This window comes from Sphingomonas astragali, from assembly GCF_051400615.1.
Classification (GTDB): Bacteria; Pseudomonadota; Alphaproteobacteria; order Sphingomonadales; family Sphingomonadaceae; genus Sphingomonas.
Genome location: NZ_JBLFFH010000003.1, coordinates 559,647 through 578,407 on the forward strand (window position 1 = coordinate 559,647; position 18,761 = coordinate 578,407).

General features: G+C 69.3%; 17 protein-coding genes. 10 read left to right on the top strand and 7 right to left on the bottom strand.

Annotation, left to right across the window (positions count from 1 at the left end; genetic code table 11):
• The first annotated feature begins 114 nt into the window (after positions 1–114).
• Positions 115–2,697, top strand: coding sequence for a M1 family metallopeptidase (locus ACMGER_RS17310; RefSeq protein WP_436813404.1), 2,583 nt, complete (start codon positions 115–117; stop codon positions 2,695–2,697).
• Between the two features lie 57 nt (positions 2,698–2,754).
• On the opposite strand, the gene ACMGER_RS17315 is transcribed toward ACMGER_RS17310, so the two are convergent.
• Positions 2,755–3,279 carry a gamma carbonic anhydrase family protein gene (locus ACMGER_RS17315; protein ID WP_436813405.1) on the bottom strand — a complete coding sequence of 175 codons (525 nt, stop codon included), beginning with the start codon at positions 3,277–3,279 and terminating at the stop codon, positions 2,755–2,757.
• A gap of 243 nt (positions 3,280–3,522) precedes the next feature.
• Between ACMGER_RS17315 and ACMGER_RS17320 the strand changes: the two genes are divergently transcribed.
• Genes ACMGER_RS17320 through ACMGER_RS17335 form a run of 4 tightly spaced genes read left to right on the top strand, consistent with a single transcriptional unit; the run spans position 3,523 to position 8,178 of the window.
• Positions 3,523–3,960: a MarR family winged helix-turn-helix transcriptional regulator gene (locus ACMGER_RS17320; protein WP_436813406.1), complete on the top strand. Its 438-nt coding sequence runs from the start codon at positions 3,523–3,525 to the stop codon at positions 3,958–3,960.
• On the top strand, positions 3,957–5,390 hold the full coding sequence (locus ACMGER_RS17325; RefSeq protein WP_436813407.1) for an efflux transporter outer membrane subunit: 1,434 nt from the start codon (positions 3,957–3,959) through the stop codon (positions 5,388–5,390). The genes ACMGER_RS17320 and ACMGER_RS17325 overlap by 4 nt, the downstream gene beginning before the upstream one ends.
• Positions 5,387–6,640 carry an HlyD family secretion protein gene (locus ACMGER_RS17330; RefSeq protein WP_436813408.1) on the top strand — a complete coding sequence of 418 codons (1,254 nt, stop codon included), beginning with the start codon at positions 5,387–5,389 and terminating at the stop codon, positions 6,638–6,640. Before ACMGER_RS17325 ends, ACMGER_RS17330 begins: the two co-directional genes overlap by 4 nt.
• Positions 6,637–8,178 carry a DHA2 family efflux MFS transporter permease subunit gene (locus ACMGER_RS17335; protein WP_436813409.1) on the top strand — a complete coding sequence of 514 codons (1,542 nt, stop codon included), beginning with the start codon at positions 6,637–6,639 and terminating at the stop codon, positions 8,176–8,178. The genes ACMGER_RS17330 and ACMGER_RS17335 overlap by 4 nt, the downstream gene beginning before the upstream one ends.
• Before the next feature lie 113 nt (positions 8,179–8,291).
• Here ACMGER_RS17335 and ACMGER_RS17340 read toward each other — a convergent pair whose 3' ends face one another.
• Both ACMGER_RS17340 and ACMGER_RS17345 read right to left on the bottom strand, forming a co-directional pair.
• Positions 8,292–9,173 (bottom strand): alpha/beta hydrolase family protein, encoded by an 882-nt coding sequence (locus ACMGER_RS17340; protein WP_436813410.1) that lies wholly within the window; start codon positions 9,171–9,173, stop codon positions 8,292–8,294.
• Positions 9,174–9,254: 81 nt separating this feature from the next.
• Positions 9,255–9,419, bottom strand: a complete 165-nt coding sequence (locus ACMGER_RS17345; RefSeq protein ID WP_436813411.1) for a hypothetical protein — start codon at positions 9,417–9,419, stop codon at positions 9,255–9,257.
• Between the two features lie 115 nt (positions 9,420–9,534).
• On the opposite strand from ACMGER_RS17345, the gene gcvA reads away from it, so the two are divergent.
• From gcvA to ACMGER_RS17360, 3 genes are all read left to right on the top strand, one after another.
• Positions 9,535–10,455, top strand: a complete 921-nt coding sequence (gcvA, locus tag ACMGER_RS17350; RefSeq protein ID WP_436813412.1) for a transcriptional regulator GcvA — start codon at positions 9,535–9,537, stop codon at positions 10,453–10,455.
• A 239-nt stretch (positions 10,456–10,694) separates the two neighbouring features.
• On the top strand, positions 10,695–12,923 hold the full coding sequence (gene parC / locus ACMGER_RS17355; RefSeq protein WP_436813413.1) for a DNA topoisomerase IV subunit A: 2,229 nt from the start codon (positions 10,695–10,697) through the stop codon (positions 12,921–12,923).
• Between the two features lie 62 nt (positions 12,924–12,985).
• Positions 12,986–14,701 (top strand): putative bifunctional diguanylate cyclase/phosphodiesterase, encoded by a 1,716-nt coding sequence (locus ACMGER_RS17360; protein ID WP_436813414.1) that lies wholly within the window; start codon positions 12,986–12,988, stop codon positions 14,699–14,701.
• On the opposite strand, the gene ACMGER_RS17365 is transcribed toward ACMGER_RS17360, so the two are convergent.
• The 4 genes from ACMGER_RS17365 to ACMGER_RS17380 are packed head-to-tail and all read right to left on the bottom strand — an operon-like array spanning position 14,671 to position 17,568.
• Positions 14,671–15,864: a CCA tRNA nucleotidyltransferase gene (locus ACMGER_RS17365; protein WP_436813415.1), complete on the bottom strand. Its 1,194-nt coding sequence runs from the start codon at positions 15,862–15,864 to the stop codon at positions 14,671–14,673. The two genes, ACMGER_RS17360 and ACMGER_RS17365, sit on opposite strands and share 31 nt — an antisense overlap.
• The gene (locus ACMGER_RS17370; protein WP_436813416.1) at positions 15,858–16,454 is read right to left on the bottom strand and encodes a CoA pyrophosphatase; all 597 of its coding nucleotides are present in this window, start codon (positions 16,452–16,454) and stop codon (positions 15,858–15,860) included. The genes ACMGER_RS17365 and ACMGER_RS17370 overlap by 7 nt, the downstream gene beginning before the upstream one ends.
• Complete coding sequence (locus ACMGER_RS17375; RefSeq protein ID WP_436813417.1) at positions 16,451–17,014, bottom strand: DUF1285 domain-containing protein; 564 nt, start codon at positions 17,012–17,014, stop codon at positions 16,451–16,453. Before ACMGER_RS17375 ends, ACMGER_RS17370 begins: the two co-directional genes overlap by 4 nt.
• A gap of 38 nt (positions 17,015–17,052) precedes the next feature.
• A complete protein-coding gene (locus ACMGER_RS17380) occupies positions 17,053–17,568 on the bottom strand; it encodes a GNAT family N-acetyltransferase (protein WP_436813418.1) in 516 nt (171 codons plus the stop codon).
• Between the two features lie 80 nt (positions 17,569–17,648).
• Between ACMGER_RS17380 and ACMGER_RS17385 the strand changes: the two genes are divergently transcribed.
• Both ACMGER_RS17385 and ACMGER_RS17390 read left to right on the top strand, forming a co-directional pair.
• Positions 17,649–18,020 carry a dihydroneopterin aldolase gene (locus ACMGER_RS17385; protein WP_436813419.1) on the top strand — a complete coding sequence of 124 codons (372 nt, stop codon included), beginning with the start codon at positions 17,649–17,651 and terminating at the stop codon, positions 18,018–18,020.
• A complete protein-coding gene (locus tag ACMGER_RS17390; RefSeq protein WP_436813420.1) occupies positions 18,020–18,760 on the top strand; it encodes an SDR family oxidoreductase in 741 nt (246 codons plus the stop codon). Before ACMGER_RS17385 ends, ACMGER_RS17390 begins: the two co-directional genes overlap by 1 nt.
• The last annotated feature ends 1 nt before the right edge of the window (position 18,761 follow it).

Here is an 18,761-nt window from a genome sequence, read left to right on the forward strand (position 1 = left end):
AACCATAGTCCAGCCATGTCCGAGACTGTCCGATTCCGGACAGAGCGGACAGGATTTGCGCCGTAGCCGGAAACATCGCAGGAGGCAGGTTATAGTATATCGAAAGGCCCTCGAATGAAGTCTGTCGCCACCGCGGCCCTGCTGCTCACCGTCTCGACCCCCGCGCTTGCCGCGAGCCAACTGCCCCGCACCGTCCTGCCGGCCGCCTATGACATCCGCGTCGAGCCCGACGCGCAGGCGATGCGCTTCACCGGCACCGAGACGATCGAGGTCGACGTCAGGGAGCCGACCAGCACGATCGTGCTCAACGCCGCCGACCTCGACATCGCCACGGCGAGCTTCGACGGTGCGGCGGCCAAGGCGACGGTCGACGAGAATGCCCAGACGCTGACGGTGACGCTGTCGAACCCAGCGACCGTCGGTCGCCACAAGCTGAGCTTTGCCTGGAGCGGCAAGATCAATACCTCCGCCGCCGGCCTGTTCGCGATCGACTACACCGACAATGATGGCACCAAGGAGCGGATGCTGGCGACGCAGTTCGAGGCGCCCGACGCCCGCCGCTTCGCGCCGATGTTCGACGAGCCGTCATTCAAGGCGAAGTTCAAGCTGTCGGTGGTGGCGCCGGCCGGACAGCTCGCCTTCTCGAATATGCCGGCCGCCTCGATCACCAAGGAGGGCGGCAAGCAGCTCTACAGCTTCGCCGAGACGCCGGTGATGTCGAGCTATCTGCTCTACCTCGGCATGGGCGACGTCGAGCGCAAGACGGTGATGTCGGGCAACACCGAGATCGGCGTGATCACGCGCCGCGGCGTGGCCGATCAGGGCGATTATGCGCTGGGCGCCGCGAAGAAGCTGCTCGCCTACTACAACGACTATTTCGGCCAGCCCTATCCGCTACCGAAGCTCGACATGATCGCGGGACCCGGCAGCAGCCAGTTCTTCGGCGCGATGGAGAATTGGGGCGCGATCTTCTATTTCGAGCCCGAGCTGCTGTTCGACGCCAAGCGCGCCAGCGTCAGCAGCCAGCAGCGCATCTATACAGTGGTGGCGCACGAGATGGCGCACCAATGGTTCGGCGACCTCGTCACCATGCGCTGGTGGGACGATCTGTGGCTCAACGAAGGCTTCGCCTCGTGGATGGAAGGCAAGGCCACCGGCGACCTCAACCCGCAGTGGAACCTCGTTGCCGAGGCGGTGGGCAGCGACCGCGAGGCCGCGATGCGGCTCGATGCGGTGGCGACGACGCACCCGATCATCCGCAAGATCGAGACCGTCGACCAGATCGGCGAGGCCTTCGACGCGATCACCTATCAAAAGGGCCAGCAGGTCATCAACATGCTCGAATCGGTGGTGGGCGCCGATGCCTTCCGCGAGGGCGTGCGCCGCTACATGGCCAGGTACAAATATTCGAACACGGTGACCGACCAGCTGTGGGCCGAGGTGTCGGCGGCGGCCGGCCGCGACATCGCGCCGATGATGCACGACTTCACGCTCCAGGCGGGCGTACCGCTGGTGACGGTCAATTCGGCGAGCTGCGCAGGGGGCGGGACCAATGTCAGCTTCAGCCAGACCCGCTTCGGGCTCGACGAAGCGTCGAAGGCGGCGACGACTTGGCGCGTGCCGGTCACGTTCGCAGTGGCCGGGGGCGCGGTCACGAGCACAACGGTGCGGGGGCCGTCGGCGCAGTCGGCGAGTGCGCAGGGTTGCGGCACGCTGGTCGTGAACCCGGGCAAGCGCGGCTATTACCGCACCCGCTATGATGCTCAAAGCCACGCGGCGATCGTCCGCGATTTCGCCAGCCTCGCCGTCGGCGATCAGATCGGCACGCTCGGCGACGATCTCGCGCTCGGCATGTCCGGCGACCAGGACCTTGCCCGCTGGGTCGAGACGCTGAGCGCGGTGAAACTCGACGCTGATCCGCTGGTGTGGACGATGGTGGTCGGTCAGCTCGGCCGGGTCGGCGACCTCTATGACGGCACGCCGCTCGAGCAGCGTTATCACGCCAAGGCGCTCGACGTGCTGAGCCCTGCGCTCAAGCGTTTCGGCCTCGAGCCCCGTGCCGGCGACAGCCCGCTGGTCACCAACCTGCGCGAGGCGCTGGTCGGGGCGCTCGGCAACATCGGCGATCCCGACGTCCTGGCGGCGGCGCGTAGCTACGTCGCCAGGCTCAAGGCCGACCAGGACGCGATCCCGCCCGCGATCCGCCGCCCGATCCTGCGTACCTATGCGCAGAACGCGACGCCGGCCGAGTGGGAGACGCTGCTGGCGATGACGCGGGCCGAGACGTCGCCGGTGGTGCGCAACGGCTATATCGCGCTGCTCGGCCTCGCGCGCGACGAGGCGCTGGCACGGCGCGCGCTCGATCTGGTCAGGGTGACCGAGTTCACGGCTCCGCAACGCGCGGACCTGCTTTCTGCGATCGCGGACAATCATCCCGAACTCGCGTTCGATTTCGCCGCGGCGAATACCGACCTGGTGAACGGCCTGCTGGAGACGAGCACGCGCTCGTCGTTCATCGTCAGCCTCGCCAGCGGCTCCAACGATCCGGCGACGATCGCCAAGGTGGAAGCCTGGGCGGCGAAGAACCTGCCCGAAAGCTCGCGCGGGCCGGCGAAGCGCACTGTGACGACGATCAGGAATCGCGCCGCCTATGCCGACCGGCTGCGGCCGGCGGTGACGGCGTGGGTGGGCGGCTGATCGGCTTCCACTTTCATCATCGCCGCGAAAGCCTGGATCAGAGCCAAACAGGTCATCCTAATCGATCCGCCGCAGGCCGGCGGCGTATTCGCCGGCCTTCTGGACATAGATGCGCGCAGAGGCGAGCAGCACCGCCTTCGCCGTATCGTCGAGCAGGCGGACGGCACGGGCAGGGGAGCCGAGGATCAGGTGGCCGGCGGGGAACTCCTTCCCCTCGGTCACCAGCGCACCCGCGCCGACGATGCAGTCCTCGCCGATCACCGCGCGGTTGAGCACGATCGCGCCCATGCCGATCAGCACGCGGGCACCGATCGTGCAGCCGTGCAGCACCGCCTTGTGCCCGACCGTCACGTCCTCGCCGATAGTGAGCGGCGCGCCGGGATCGGAGTGGAGCACCGCGCCCTCCTGCACGTTGCTGCGCGCCCCGATCAGGATCGGCGTATTGTCGCCGCGGATCGCCGCGCCGAACCACACGCTCGCCTGCTCGCCGAGGCGGACATCACCGATCAGATCGGCGCTCGGCGCAACCCAGGCACCGACGGCGAGTTGTGGCTGCTGACCGTTGAATTCGTAGAGTGGCATCGCGGCGCTCCTGCTTGATGGCCCTCGGACGGGTTCCTCTAACGTGCGGTCCGCGCGGGTAAAATTTTTTTCGAGCCAAGTCATTGAAGAATCGCGCGTCGCAGATGCTTTGATGCTGCATCGCGGAAAACCACCGTTGACAGCATCTGCATTCGATATATCTGCCCATGCAGATAATCCACGGTGAGATAAATGGCCGTTCTCAAAATCGAAGACTGTGCGACCAACCGGGCGCCCGGGCGAATGGTGCGGAGGATCGACAAGATCATGGCGAGTTACGTCGAATCGAAATTCGACGATGAACTTGGCCTGAGCTTCCTGCAGTGGGTGGCGCTCAAGGTGGTCCGCGACAGCGCGGTCACCAATGCCGGCGAGCTGGCGCGCGAGCTCGGCATCACCACCGGCGCCACGACTCGCATGATCGACGTGCTCGAGATGCGCGGCCTGATGACGCGCGACCGCGGCACCGATGATCGCCGCGTGGTGCGATTGGCGATCACGCCGGAAGGGCGGGACATCGTCGAGAAGCTCCACGGGCAGGTCGTGCCCGCGTGGAACGAGGTGCTCGCCGACTTCACGCAGGAGGAGGTCGATACGCTGGTCGAGCTGCTGCTCAAGCTGGTGACCGCGGCGGAGCGCGTCAGCGGCAGCGTGGCGCAGGTCAGGGAGACGGTGGAATGAGGCGCGCGATCGGGATTCCGGCGCTGACGGCGCTGCTGCTCGCGGGATGCGCGAGCGTGCCGCATGATCCGCCGCAGGTGGCGAAGGTCGAGGCGGGTACGCTCGGGCTCGACAGCGGTACGGCGGCGATCGATGCGGAGTGGTGGACCGCGTTCGGCGATCCGCAGCTCGACCGGTTGGTGGCAACGGGCCTGTCAGGCAATCCCAGCCTGGAAAGCGCGCTCGCCCGCGTCCGCGCTGCCGAGGCGGCGGTGGCGGCGCGCCGGGCCGACGACCTGCCGCAGGTCACCGTCGACGGCCAGACCCAGCTCCAGCGCTTTTCGGAGAACTACATCATCCCGCCCCCTTATGGCGGCAGCACCCGCTGGGTGTCGACGGTCCAGGCCAACCTCAACTGGAACCTCGATCTGTTCGGACGCCAGCGCGCGATGGTCGTCCAGGCCCGTGCGAGCGCCGATGCCTCGCGGCTCGACGCGGCCGCGGCGCGGCTGACGATCGCCACCTCGATCGCGGAGACCTATGTCGGGCTCGCACGCGCCGAGCGGCTGATCCAGGTCGCCGACGGCTTCGTCACGACGCGCCAGCAGGCGTTGCGCTACGTCCAGTCGCGCATCCGGAACCAGCTCGCCAGCCAGTTCGAGCTGAGGCAGGCCGAGACGCTGCTCGCCGAGGCCGAGCAGGCCCGCACCCGTGCCCAGGCGCAGCGCGAGCTGCTCGTCCACGCGCTCGCCGCGCTGGCCGGGCGAGGGGCGGACTTCTATCCCCAGATCACCACGCCGACGCTCGCGCTCGATACGCCGCCGGCGGTGCCGGATGTCCTTCCCGCCGACCTGCTCGGCCGCCGGCCGGACGTGCTCGCCGGTCAGGCGCGCATCGACGCGGCGGCGGCGGGGCGGCAGGTCGCGCGGACCGACTTCCTGCCCAACGTCAGCATCACCGCGCTGGCCGGCATCGCCGCGCTCGGGCTCGGCAATGCGGTCGACTTCGGCTCGCGCACCTATGGCGCCGGGCCGGCGATCCACCTGCCGATCTTCGAGGGCGGCAAGCTCAAGGCGCAGTACCGCGGCGCCACCGCCGATCTCGACGCGGCGGTCGCCAGCTACAACGGCGCCGTTGTCGGAGCCGTGCGCGAGGCGGCCGATGCGGTGACGCAGGTGCGCTCGGCCGACCAGGACCTCGCCGACCAGCGCCGTGTCCTGACGGGCCTGCGCGAGACCGCACGGCTCGACCAGGTGCGCGTCTCCACCGGTCTCGGCTCGCGCCTCGACGCGATCGAATCGGGTTTCCGCCTGCTCGAGGCGGAGCAGGCGCTGGTCGGGCTCCAGGCCGATGCGCTCACCCGCCGTATCCAGCTGATCGCCGCCCTGGGCGGCGGCTTCGATCCCAACCGGCCGCTCGCCGCGGCCCCTGCTTCGGACAAGCACTCATGACCGACAACAGCCCCGTCGACTGGAAGAACCGGGCCGAGACCGCCGAGCCGATCGACCCCCGCGAAGAAATCGAGGACGTCATGCCGCAGTCAGCGCCCCCCGCACCGCCGCCCCCGCCGGCCAAGTCGCGCACGCGCCGGATCGGCTTCCTGATCCTGGGCGCGGTGATCCTGATCGGCGCGATCATCTATGGCGTGATGGAGCTCACCGCGCCGCCGAGCGAGGAGACCGACGACGCCTATGTCGGCGGCAACATCGTCGCGGTGACGGCGCGCGACGGCGGCACCGTGCTCGCGCTCCACGCCGACAACACCCAGGCGGTGCAGCAGGGCCAGCCGCTGATCGACCTCGATCCCGCCACCACCGACGTCCAGCTCGCCGCCGCCGAGGCCGCGCTCGGCCGGGCGGTGCGCGCGGTGCGTTCGAACACCGCGCAGGTCGACGAGGCGGGAGCGGAGATCGCTCAGGCCCAGGCCGACCTCGGCAAGGCACTCAACGACTATGCGCGCCGCAGGGGCGCCGCCGCCGACGGCGCGGTCTCGGGCGAGGAGCTGAGCCACGCCGCCGACGCGGTCACCACCGCGCGCGCCGCGCTCAACCTCGCCCGCGCCAAGCAGGCGCAGGCGGCGAGCACGGTCGCCGGAACGACGGTCGCCAACAACCCGCAGGTGCTCGCGGCGATCGCCGACCTGCGCCAGGCAGCGATCAACAGCAGCCATATGCGGATCACCGCGCCGGTCTCGGGCGTGGTGGCGCAGCGGACGGTGCAGCTCGGCCAGCGCGTCGCGCCGGGCACGCCGCTGATGGCGGTGGTGCCGCTCGACAGCCTGTGGGTCGATGCCAACTTCCGCGAGACCCAGCTCCAGCATCTGCGCGTCGGCCAGCCAGCCGTCATCCATGCCGACATCTATGGCAAGGACGTGACCTTCCACGGCAAGGTGGCCGGTCTCGGCGCCGGCAGCGGCAGCGCCTTCTCGCTGCTGCCGCCGCAGAACGCCTCGGGCAATTGGATCAAGATCGTCCAGCGCGTGCCGGTACGCATCGCGCTCGATCCGCGGGAGCTGCGCCAGCATCCGCTGCGCGTCGGCCTGTCGGTGACGGCGGAGGTCGACACCAGCAACCGCTCCGGCCCGATGGTCGCCGGCGCCGCGCCGCCCGCCGGCGGCGTGCAGCAGAGCCTCGACGGCGGACCCGAGGTCGATGCCCGCATCCGCCGCATCATTGCCGAGAATCTGGGACGCGGACGGTGAGCGACGCGGCGCGCGCCGCGCCGCCGCCGCTCCGCGGCGCGGCGCTGGGGGTGACCTCGATCGCGCTGGCGCTCGGCACCTTCATGCAGGTGCTCGACTCGACCATCGCCAACGTGTCGCTCCCGACGATCGCCGGCAATCTCGGCGTCTCGACCGACAACGGCACCTGGGTGATCACCTCCTTCGCGGTGGCGAACGGGGTGACGGTGCCGCTGACCGGCTGGCTGATGCAGCGTTTCGGGGTGGTCAGGACCTTCACCGTCTCGGTGATCCTGTTCACCCTCGCCTCGCTCCTGTGCGGCATCGCGTGGAGCCTGCCGTCGCTGATCGCCTTCCGCATCCTGCAGGGCGCCGTCTCGGGACCGATGATCCCGGGCAGCCAGGCGCTGCTGATTGCGATCTTCCCGCATCACAAGCGGGGCACTGCGCTGGCGATCTGGTCGATGACGACGCTGGTCGCACCAGTGCTCGGGCCGGTGCTTGGCGGCTACATCTCCGATAACTACCACTGGGGCTGGATCTTCCTGATCAACGTCCCCGTGGGAATCATCGCCGCTGGGATCACCTGGCGCTCGCTCTCGACCCGCGAGACGCCGACGCGCAAGCTGCCGATCGATACGGTCGGACTGCTGCTGCTCGCCTTCTGGGTGTTCAGCCTCCAGACGATGCTCGACCTCGGCAAGGACCGCGACTGGTTCCACAACCAGCTGATCGTCGTGCTCACCATCTTCGCCGCGATCGGCTTCGCCGCCTGGGCGATCTGGGAGGCGACCGACCGTGCCCCTGCGGTCGACCTCAGCCTGTTCCGGCGACGCAACTTCGCCTTCGGCACGCTGGCGCTGTGCCTCGGCTATGCGCTGTTCTTCGCCAACAACCTGCTGCTGCCGCTGTGGCTGCAGACGGAGATGGGCTACACCGCGACCTGGGCGGGCTTCGTCGCCGCGCCGAGCGGCATCGTCGCGGTGATCGCGACGCCGTTCATCGCGCGGCTGCGGGTGGATGCGCGCTGGCTGGCGACCGGAGCGTTCCTGGCGTTTGGCGTCTCCTATTTCATGCGCTCGCAATACACGCCCGACGCGAGCTTCTGGACGCTGACGATGCCGCTGCTGCTGCAGGGGCTGGCGATGAGCATGTTCTTCGTGCCGCTGGTCACCATCTCGCTCGACGGCCTGCCGCCCGAGCGGGTGCCGTCGGCGAGCGGCATCTCCAACTTCGCGCGCATCACCGCGGGCAGCTTCGCGGCGTCGCTCACCACCACCTATTGGGACCGACGCGAGGCGCTGCACCAGACGCGGTTGACCGAGGTCGGCAACGATTATTCGCCGGTCTACCGCCAGACGGTGGAGCAGCTCCAGTCCATGGGCATGAGCCCGCTCCAGGCGGCGGGATCGGTGATGCGGCAGATCGTCAACCAGTCCTACCTGCTCTCGTCGCTCGAGCTGTTCTGGATCTGCGGCTGGCTGACGCTGGGGATGATCGGGGTGATCTGGATCACCCGCAAGCCGGCGCCGAGCCAGCATACGGTGGCGGCCGACTGAGAGCCGCATGGAAGTGGCGGCATTCATATTCCTCTCCCATTGGGAGAGGGAGGGGCCCGCTCGGCGTCAGCCGAGTGGGAGGGTGAGGGGGACCTCGTTGGCCGCAGTCACCCTCACCCTCCCGCCGCCTCCGGCGGCTCCTTCCCTCTTCCAATGGGAGAGGGACGGTCGAACGCCGCCTCGATCAGCGTCCGTGCGATCTCCCACGCACGGCATTCCGGCGCGACCAGCTCGACGTGGCCGGTGCGGTCGACGGCGTTCAGCGCCACCTGGTCGCCGGCGCGGCGGGCGCTGTCGAGGTAGCGGGTAGCGAAGTCGAACGGGACGATCCGGTCCTGATTGCCGTTGACCAGGTCCTGCGGCACCCCGATCGGCAGCAGGTGCGGGATCGAGGTGTCGGCATAGACGTCCGGCCGCTCGGCCGTCGGTGCTCCGACCAATTCGCCGATCACCTCGACGCCGCAGCCATTGTCGGGTCGAGCGGCAGTGAGTTCGAGGTCGGGAAGCGCGCCGAGCGCGACTACATGATCGATACGGAGCGGGTCGGGTGCCGCCAGCGGGCTGCCTGCCGGCAGCTTCGGCCGTGCCGCCAGCCATAGGGCGAGATGGCCGCCCGCCGAATGGCCGACGGCGACGATGCGGCGGATGTCGAGATCGAAGCCGGCCGCTTCAAGGCGAAGCCGGTCGGCGGCCGCACCCGCGTCGAGGAAGGTGCCGGGATAGCCGCCACCCTGCCGGTCGACGCCGCGATAGTCGATGTTCCACACCGCCATGCCATGATCGCGCAGGTCCCCGGCGATCCAGTTCATCAGCTTGCGGTCGGCGATCGCGGTGGTCCAGCAGCCGCCGTGCACCATCAGCACGGTCGGGAAGGGGCCGCGGCCCTGCGGCAGCCACACGTCGATCTTCTGCATCTCGTCCGCCCCATAGGTGACGGTCGCGTCGGGTTCGGGGCGGAGGCGGCCGGTGAGGTCCGACCAGGTGAGATAGGTCATGGCCCGAACGTGATAGCGGCGGGGACGGGGCTGCGGAACCGCACCCCATCCCCGCCGCCTGCGAGGGACCCATCCAAGATTCTACGCCGGCCGACGCTTGCTCTGCTCGCGGCGCCAGGGGGCGTCGAACTGATAGGCGTTGAGCCGGTCGAAGCTCTGTCGCGTCAGCGCGAACAGCCTGCGGAGCCCGTCGATCAGGCCGCCGCGATGGTCGGCCCAGCTAGAGGTCAGGAAATCGTCGCGCATGTCCGTACTCCATTTTCCTCGGGGTGACGTTGCACGGATTCAATTGCGCCTGCGAAGAACAAAATGCCAACAAATCATTGGACAAGGGTGATAAGCACGGCTTATGATCTGAGCCATGCGCCAGCTTCCGCCGCTCTCTGCCGTCCGCGTGTTCGAGGCTGCGGCGCGGCATGAGAACTTCACAAGCGCTGCCAATGAGTTGGGCATGACTCAGGCTGCGGTCAGCTACCAGATCAAGCTGCTCGAGGAGCGGCTTGGCGTGCCGCTGTTCCGGCGCGAGAAGAAACGGGTGGTGCTGACCGACGCCGGCCGCCGCGCGATCCCGCAGGTGACGCGCGCCTTTGACGCGCTCGACGCCGCTTTCTCCGCGATACGTGCCGAGGATGAGGCGCTGCTGACGATCTCCACTTCCAACACCTTCGCCAACACCTGGTTGGCGTGGCGGCTCGGCGGCTTCCAGATGGCGCATCCGGAGATGGCGGTGCGGCTGCTCACCAGCGATGCGCTGGTCGATTTCGTTGCCGACGAGACCGACGTTGCGATCCGCGCCGGCCGCGGCGGCTGGGAAGGGCTGCATGAGGAGAAGCTGCTGCCGATCGACTTCACGCCGATGTGCAGCCCGGACTTCCTCGCCAAGCACGGCGGCCGGATCGAGGTGCGCGACCTGCTGCGGCTGCCGCTGATCAGCCCGCACGATCCCTGGTGGCCCTATTGGCTGCGCGAGGCCGGCGTCGACGTGCCGGACAGCCTGCCGCGTCCCGGCGTGCGCCTCGATTCCCAGGCGCATGAGGGTCATGCCGCGATGGCGGGGCAGGGGGTGGCAATGCTGACGCCGTTCTTCTGGCGTCACGACCTCGCCGAGGGGCGGCTGGTGCGGCTGTTCGACCAGGTCTCGACGCGCGGTTACGCCTATTGGCTGGTGTTCCCGGAGCACCGCCGCAACGTGCCCAAGATCAAGCGCTTCCGCGAATGGCTGATCCGCGAGCTGGCCGATGAGAGGCCTCCAGCGACGGTGGTGGCGCGGACTTTGGGCTAAATCATCGATCGAAGCCCCCCGAACGCTGCCCGAAGAAATCGCTTTCCTAATTGGATTTGCCTTGCTTGGGTTCGTCGACGGCCGCTGCGGCGCGGCTGCGGGGATAAGTGGAGCAAAGTGAACGAATGCAGCGCGACTCCCTTCACTTTCATCCTGGTCGCACATGTCCGGACATGTCGGTCAGTCCTGGAACGGGAGGAACTTGCAGCGCGCCACCGCTCTGCTAACCCGGATCGACCATGGCTTCCGCTCCCATCGACCCGATTACCGACGCTCCGTTCGATTCCGCGCTCAGCGAACGCTATCTCGTCTACGCGCTGTCGACGATCACCGCGCGGTCGCTGCCGGATGTGCGCGACGGGTTGAAGCCGGTCCACCGGCGCCTGCTCTGGGCAATGCGGCTGCTGCGGCTCGATCCCGACGCCGGCTACAAGAAATGCGCCCGCGTCGTCGGCGACGTCATCGGCAAATACCATCCCCACGGCGAGGGATCGGTCTACGACGCGATGGTCCGCCTCGCGCAGACCTTCGCCACGCGTTATCCGCTGGTCGACGGGCAGGGCAATTTCGGCAATATCGACGGCGATAACGCCGCCGCCTATCGCTACACCGAAGCCCGCCTGACCCAGGTCGCGATCGACCTGATGGACGGTCTCGACGAGGATGCGGTCGACTTCCGCCCGACCTACAACGGCGAGGAGCTGGAGCCGGAACTGTTCCCGGGTCTGTTTCCCAATCTGCTCGCCAACGGCGCACAGGGCATCGCCGTCGGCATGGCGACCAGCATCCCGCCGCACAACGCCGCCGAGCTGATCGACGCCGCGGTCGCGCTGATCGACAACCGCCACGCCGATGTCCTCGACCATGTGAAGGGGCCGGACTTCCCGACCGGCGGCATCGTCGTCGACAGCCAGGCGGCGATCGCCGAGGCCTATGCTACCGGCCGCGGCAGCTTCCGCGTTCGCGCCCGCACTGCGGTCGAGCGCGAGAAGGGCGGCGGCTGGCAGCTCGTCGTCAGCGAGATCCCCTATGGCGTGCAGAAGGGCAAGCTGATCGAGGGCATCGCCGCGCTCATCAACGAGAAGAGGCTGCCGATCCTCGCCGACGTGCGCGACGAATCCGACGAGGCGGTGCGCATCGTCCTGGAGCCGCGCGCGCGCACCGTCGACCCGGCGACGCTGGCGGAGAGCCTCTACCGTCTCTCCGATCTCGAGGTGCGGGTGCCGCTCAACCTCAACGTGCTCGACGCGCGCCGCACGCCGCGGGTGATGAGCCTGTCCGAGGCGCTGCACGGCTGGGTCGAGCATTGCTTCATCGTGCTCAGGCGCCGCTCGGAGCACCGCCTCGGCAAGATCGCCGACCGCATCGAGCTGCTCGACGGCTATCTCATCGCCTATCTGAACCTCGACCGCGTGATCGAGATCATCCGCACCGAGGACGAGCCCAAGCCGGTGATGATCGCCGAGTTCGGCCTCACCGACCGCCAGGCGGAGGCGATCCTCAACATGCGGCTCAGGAGCCTGCGCCGGCTGGAGGAGATGCAGATCCGCGGCGAACGCGATACGCTCGACAAGGAAAAGGGCGAGCTCGAGCTTTTGCTGTCGTCGGACGCGCGCCAGCGCACGCGGATGAAGCGCGATCTCGGCAAGCTCCGCGAGCGCTACGGTCCCGAAACCGCGCTCGGCGCCCGCCGCACCGCCATCGAGGAAGCCGCGCCGGCACGCGACATCCCGCTGGAAGCGATGATCGAGCGCGAGCCGATCACCGTGATCCTCTCCCAGCGCGGCTGGGTCCGCGCGATGAAGGGGCATGTCGAGCTCGCCTCCGCCGACGCGCTCAAGTTCCGCGAGGGCGACGGGCCGTTCCTCGCCTTCCATGCGCAGACCACCGACAAGCTGCTGCTCGCCGCCGACACCGGGCGCTTCTACACGCTCGCCGCCGACAAGCTGCCGGGCGGGCGCGGCTTCGGCGAGCCGGTGCGGCTGATGATCGATCTCGACGGCGATGCGGGGATCGTCGCGCTGCTCCCCGCCGCGCGCGCCGAGAAGCTGCTGGTTGCCGCCGGCGACGGGCGCGGCTTCGTGGTGAAGGCAGCCGACACGATCGCCGAGACACGCAAGGGCAAGGCGGTGGTGACTCCCCGCGCCGGCGCCAAGCTCAAGGCGGTGCATCCGATCGGGCCCGAGGACGACTACGTCGGCGTGGTCGGCGACAACCGCAAGCTGCTGGTGTTCCCGCTCGCCGAAGTGGCCGAGCTGGCGCGGGGCCAGGGCGTGCAGCTCCAGCGCTACCGCGACGGCGGTTTGTCGGACGTCACCACCTTCCGCTTCGCGGCCGGCCTCAGCTGGACGATGGGCGGCGAGGGCGCGCGGACGCGCACCGAAACCGACCTGACGCCGTGGCGCGCGGCGCGCGGCGCGGCGGGGCGGATGCCGCCCAATGGTTTTCCGCGCGACAACCGTTTCTGATCCTTACGGAAATGACCTTCGTTTTCAGCCGCTTTTAACCAATCGCGGCTAGCAGGGACGCGATGGATTTTCGCAAGGCGCGCCCGATCACTACGCTCGCTCCGGCGCCGCTCGCGGTTGCCGAGGACGTCCCGCAGCTCGGGCCGCGGACAAGTGCCGCGATCATCGACCTGATGCCGATTCCCGCCGCGGTGGTGGAGTGGACCGGCGGCGCCTTCGCCTTCGAAGCGGTCAACCGCGCCTTCCGCCGGGCGGGGCTCGGCACTCTTGCCGAGCAGTCGCCGGTGATCCGCCTGCTCGGCGCGCGCATCCTCCAGTTCCTCGAATCCGACGAGACCCATCTCGAATTCGCCTGGCAGTTCGGCGAGGCGATCGACGCACGCTACTTCCGCGTGATGATCGCGCGCCGCGCGGCGTTCCGTCACGTCAAGCGCTGTCTGGTGAGCCTGGTCGACCAAACCGGCGAGCAGCGCACCGAAACCAGCCTCAGGCGCGAGATGCTGTCGGACAGCCTCACCGGCCTGCCCAACCGCGGCGGCTTCGGCGACGAGCTCGAAAGCCGCATCACCGACGAGACGCGCGCCGGACATGCGGTGATGATCGTCAACCTCGACCGCTTCAGCCGCATCAACGCCTGCCTGGGGAGCCTGGCCGGCGACGAGCTGCTGATATCGGTTGCGCGGCGGATCAAGGGCGCGCTGCGCGGCAGCGACATGCTCGCGCGGATCGGCGGCGACGAGTTCGGTATCCTGGTCGCGGTCGAGGAGGGTGGCCGCGACGCGCTCCAGGTCGCCGATCGCATCCATGCGGCGCTGTCGACGCCGTTCCGGCTGTCGGACTTCGAGATCCGCATCGACTGCTCGATCGGTATCGCGCTGGGCCATGACGAGCTCGCCGAACCTGAGGACCTGATCCGCCACGCCCAGTTCGCGGTGAAGCGGGCGAAGAAGACCGGGCGCACCGAGATCTATCGGGATTCGGCGTTCGACATCGTCCGCACCCAGTTCAGCATCGAGACCGAGCTGCGCCGCGCGGTCGAGAACGGCGAGCTGCGCCTGAGCTTCCAGCCGATCTGCGACCTGGCGAGCGGGCGGATCGTGTCGTTCGAATCGCTGGCGCGCTGGACGCTCGGCGACGGCACCGAGGTGAAGCCGTCCGACTTCATCCCGGTCGCCGAGGAATCGGGCCTGATCGTGCCGCTCGGCCGCTGGGCGATGGAGGAGGCGGCGCGCACGCTTGCGGAATGGGACCGCGCCGCCGGCGGCCATTGCCGGGCCAATGTCGCGGTCAACCTTTCGGCGATCCAGCTCCAGCGCGACCAGGTGGCGCCGATGGTGCAGGCGGCGCTCGACGGCCACGGCGTTGCCGGCGACCGGCTGACGCTCGAGCTTACCGAAAGCGCGATCGTCAGCGATCCCGACCGCATCGCCGCGACCATGCACGCGCTGAAGGGCCTCGGCACCACGCTGGCGATGGACGATTTCGGCACCGGCTATTCCAACCTCGCCTATCTCCAGAAACTGCCGATCGACGTGCTCAAGATCGACCGCAGCTTCGTCAGCGGGATGCTTGCCGACCGCGACAAGGTGGCGATCGTCCGCGCAATCTTGAGTTTAGCCCAGGCGCTTGGGATGCGCACCACGGCGGAGGGCATCGAGACCAACGAGCTTGCCCAGACGCTCGCCGCGCTCGGATGCTCATACGGCCAGGGCTATCTCTATTCGCGGCCGCTGGAGAAGGATGCGGCCTATGCGCTGCTCGCCGAGCGCAGCGCCTGAGCCACCGCCTCTTCGGCGATCGCCTCGACCCGCGCCGCGTCGGGGAAGCCCTCGGCGATCCAGCGGTTCTCGATCTCGCGCAGCACGCGGGCGACCTCCGGTCCACGGCGCAACCCGCGCGAGACCAGCGCCCCGCCCGTGATCGGCAGCGACGGCGGGCTCCAACCGGCGGCCGTGCGTGCCTCCTCCACCGGACGGTCCGACAGCATCAGCCGGTCGACCGCACTCTCGGTGCCGAGGCGATAGGCGAGCTCATGCACGCCGCGATCGCCAGCCGGCTGTGCGGCGAAGGCGATCCGCTTGCGCTCGGCGTTGGAGAGCTTGAGCCGCGCCCCGACCTCCTCGACCGCCTCGGCGGGCAGCAGCGCGACCAGGCGGCGCAAGGGCGCGGGCGCGATGCCGGCGGCCGCCTCGCGCGCGGCCAACATCTCCAGCCGGTCGGCCGAGGCGATCTCCGGCAGCACCGGCTTCAATATGCCGCGTTCCAGCATCAGCCGCACGACCCGCACCGCCTCGCGCGCGGCGAGCAGCTTGAGCAGCTCGTCACGGATGCGCTCGCGCGACAGCGCCATCAGGTCGTTGGCGCGCGCGGTGCAGGCCTCCAGCCCGGCCGGATCGGGGGCGTCGCCGAAACGGGCGAGGAAACGAAAGAAGCGCAGGATGCGCAGATGATCCTCGGCGATGCGCTGGTGCGGATCACCGATGAAGCGGATGCGGCGCGCCTCCAGATCGGCGAAGCCGCCGAAATAGTCGAACACCTCGCCGGTCGCGGGATCGGCGTAGAGCGCATTGATGGTGAAATCCCGTCGCGCCGCGTCCTCGCGCCAGTCGTCGGTGAAGGCGACGGTCGCGCGGCGCCCGTCGGTCGAGACGTCGCGGCGCAGCGTCGTCACCTCGACCGGACCGCTCTCGATCACCGCGGTCACGGTGCCGTGGTCGATCCCGGTCGGCACCGCCTTGATCCCGGCGCGGCGCAGAAGGTCGATTACCGTCGCCGGCGCATGACGCGTGGCGATGTCGAGGTCGGCGACCGGAATGCCGAGCAGCGCATCGCGCACCGCGCCGCCGACGAACCGCGCCGTGCCCTCGTCGGCGCCGAGCACCTCGACGAGGCGATCGAGCCCCGCGCGGTGGCGCCACTCCGCGTACGGCAGCGTCACCATGCCAGCCGCCGCGACAGGTTGACCAGCATCGCCGCGGTCGCGCCCCAGATACGGCGGCCGTTCCAGTCGATCTGATAATAATGCCGCACGCGCCCCTGCCAGACCTGACCGGTCTCGCGCTGGTTGGCGGGATCGAGCAGGAAGGCGAGGGGGACCTCGAACACGTCGGCGACCTCCGCCTCGGCGGCGACGAGCGGCAGGTCCGGCGCGACCACGCCGAGCACGGGCGTCACGTCATAGCCGGTGACGGTGCGATAGCGGTCGACCGGGCCGATCACCGTCACCGCCTCCGGAGGCAGCGCGATCTCCTCCTCGGCCTCGCGGAGCGCGGCGGCGACCGGACCGTCGTCGCCGGGATCGATCCGGCCGCCGGGAAAGGCGACCTGCCCGGCGTGGCGGCGCAGCGTCTCAGTCCGCTGGGTGAGGATCACGCCCGGCTCCGGCCGGTCGGTGACCGCGATCAGCACCGCCGCCTCGGCATGGCGCGGCGCCTGGTCGAGCTCCAGTCCCCCGAGGTCGCCGGTCAGCAGCTCGGGCGTCGTGCGATTGCCCGCCTCCAGCGCGGCCGTCAGCCGCTCGGCCAGGGTCATGCCGGCTTCAGCGGGAAGAAGGCGCCGTCGCTCCACAGGCCGGGCGGCGCGTCGTCCCCGGCCAGCGCGATCTCCGCCAGCTCGTAATAGACCGGCCGCGCCACCAGCGCCTCCAGCCCGCCGCGGACGTGGAGATAGGGGCGAGGCCCCTCGTCATGCGCCGCGAAGCGCAGCGGATGCGCGGGACCGGCAGTGACGAAATCGTCGGTGTTGAGGCGGAAGCCGAGGCGCATGTCGCGCCCGCTCCCCTCCGCCTTGAGTTCGACCGCTATAAAAGGAGCGTCCTCGACCGCGATGTCGAGCTTCTCGACCGGCGTCACCAGCACATAGCCGCCGTCCGGCTCGCGCCTGAGGATCGTCGAGAACAGCCGCACCATCGCCGGCCGCCCGATCGGCGAGCCCTGGTGATACCAGGTGCCGTCGCGCGCGATCCGCATCTCGCTGTCGCCGCAATGGCCGGGGTTCCACTGCTCGACCGGTGGCAGCTTCCGTCGCGCTGCGAGGTCCGCGATCTCGGCGAGGCTCAGCGAAGCGAGGTCGGGTGGCGGCTCCATCGGCATCGCGGCAGCGTTAGCAGGAGCGCGGCGCCCGTAAACCCTCAGGCGATGGCTCGCCGTCGTGGTTCGATCATCCCGGGGCACTCCGGAACGGGGCCGCGTGCGAGCAGCCGGCGAGGCTCCCAAGGGCCGGGCAGGCGCCAGCGGCCGGTGTGTTCGGCGGAAAAGCCGAAGAAGCGCGCATAATATTCCGGATCGCCGACCAGCATCAGCTTGTCCCGACCCTCACCGCCGCCGGCGTCGGCCGCGGCGAGCGCGTGGCGGGTGATACGCCGGCCGAGCCCGCCGCCCTGGATCATGGGTTCCACCGCGATCGGGCCGACCATCACCATTGCCACGCGCCTGCCGTCATCGCAGGCCAATGCCACCGGCCAGCACTGGATGGCGGCGGCGAGCGCGCCCGTCTCGTCGAGCATTGCGAAGCTCAGCTCGGGAATCGCCTCCAGCCCCTCGCGCACGCGATAGGCCGTCTTCTCGCGCCGCTCAGGCCCGAAGGCACGGTCGAGCAGCGCTTCGACGGCGCCGGGCGCGATGGTCGAGAGCGGGACGATGGTCATGGAGGGCGCGCGCATTAGCGCCATCGGACGGCAGCGCAAGGCTTTCGTGCGCGCGCCGATCTGCTATCGGCGCCTCACCCATGAACGACAGCCTCACCCTTCAGGTGCACGATCTCGAGGTCCAGGTGCTGACCGGCATCTATTCCGAGGAAACCCACCTGCCGCAGCCGCTCCGCATCTCGCTTGACGTGGAGATCGATTGTCCGCCCCGGTTCGCGCCGGATACGCCGCTGTCGGCGTCGAAGAGCTATATCGACCTGCGCGACGCGGCGACGCGCGCGCTGCCCGAGGGCGTGCACTTCAAGCTGATCGAGGGCGTCGCCGACCATATCGCCGAGACCCTGTTCCTGCAGGACCGGCGCGTACGGCGGGTGGCAGTGAAGATCATCAAGCTGGCGATCGCCGAGCGCGGCGAATCGATCGGCATCACGCTGGTGAGGCACCGGCGCTGATGCGCCCGCTCGCGCTCGTCACCGGAAGCTGCCGGCGGCTGGGCGCACATATCGCCGCGCGGCTGGCGGAGGTGGGGTACGACCTCGCGCTCCACGCCGGCCATGATCCCGAGCCCGAGCCGTGGTTGGAAGAGCGGCTCGCGGGCGTCGATCATCACGTCTTTGCCGCCGACCTCGCCGATTCGCGCGCCGTCGAGGCGCTGCCGGACGAGGTGGCGCGCCATTTCGGACGACCGGCCGGCCTGCTCGTCAATAGCGCCTCGCGTTTCGAGACGGTGGGGGAGGGGAGCGGCGGCTACGATGATCTCCTCGATCACCTGCGCGTGAATCTCGCTGCCCCCTATGCTCTCGCGCACCGGGTGGCGGGGCTCGGCGGGCGCGCCGTGGTCAACATCCTCGACCAGCGAATCGCCCATCCGCCGGTCGACCAGCTCGCCTATACGCTGTCGAAGCAGGCGCTCGCCGAGGCGACCCGCACGCTCGCAATCGCGTTGGCCCCAGGCGTTCGGGTCAATGGCGTCGCGCCGGGGCTGACCATTCCGACTGCGGAATATGACGCGGCCCAGCTCGACCGGCTCGCGGCGATGATGCCGCTCGCGCATCTGCCTGCGCCCGAAGCGGTGGCCGACGCCGTCGCGTGGCTCGCGACGGCCGAATCAGTGACCGGTCAGGTGATCTTCGTCGATGCCGGCGCTCATCTCAGAAGCTGGGGCCGCGATTTCGTCCATCTCGGCCGCTGAC